This is a genomic window from Aquitalea sp. FJL05 (genome assembly GCF_003852595.1).
Classification (GTDB): domain Bacteria; phylum Pseudomonadota; class Gammaproteobacteria; order Burkholderiales; family Chromobacteriaceae; genus Aquitalea; species Aquitalea aquatilis.
The window spans coordinates 1-737 of the sequence record NZ_QAJS01000029.1; the positions used below are offsets into that span (position 1 = coordinate 1).

The 737-nt window shown below is 65.5% G+C and carries 1 protein-coding gene; it reads right to left on the reverse strand.

The features are described 5' to 3' along the window. A partial coding sequence (locus DBR44_RS19385; protein WP_124645621.1) for an Ig-like domain-containing protein occupies positions 1-737 on the reverse strand: 737 nt, incomplete at both ends.

The window sequence follows — 737 nt, forward strand, 5'->3', positions numbered from 1 at the left end:
AAGTGTTGCCGGCTACGTCGGTGATGGTGGCCGCTACATTCAGCGTGCCACCTTCGGCCGGTGCGGTCGGGGTGATCACCACCTGGCCGGCGCTGATTTCAGCGGCGGTCAGCACGTGACCCGGCTGAGCGGTACCGTTGATGGTGACGTTCAGTGTGTCGCCAGCCTTCGCGTCGGTCGGCAGGCCGATGTTGACGGTGTCAGTGGTGGCGCTGCCCTGCTCGGCCTTGTTGAGGTAGCCGTCGTTGTTGGCATCAGTCGCGATGACCACGGTCGGGGCGCTCGGCGCGCTCAGATCCAGACCATAGCTGTCGCTGCCGGTGGCGGTGGAGCTGTTGCCGTGGCTGTCGGTGGTGGTGACGCTGGCGTGTACCGTGCTGTCAGCCTTCAGGTCAGTGCTGCTGACCGCGATGGTGTAGCCCAGCTTGCCACTGCCCAGGTCGATGACCTGGCCAGTGGTGTCGTGGCCGTTCACCGTCAGGGTAACGGTGTCGCCGACCTTGACGTCGCCACCGACGGTGCCGGTGATGGTGACGGTGGCACCGCTGGTTTCGGCGATGTTCAGCACGTTGTCGGCGGTCACCGGGTCAACGGTGATGCTGGCCAGCGGGCCGCTGGTGATCAGCGTGGCGCTGTCACTGCCTTGTGCCGAAGTGTTGCCGGCGACATCAGTAATAGTCGCCGCCACATTCAGCGTGCCACCTTCAGCCGGTGCGGCCGGCGTCAGGACGACTTGG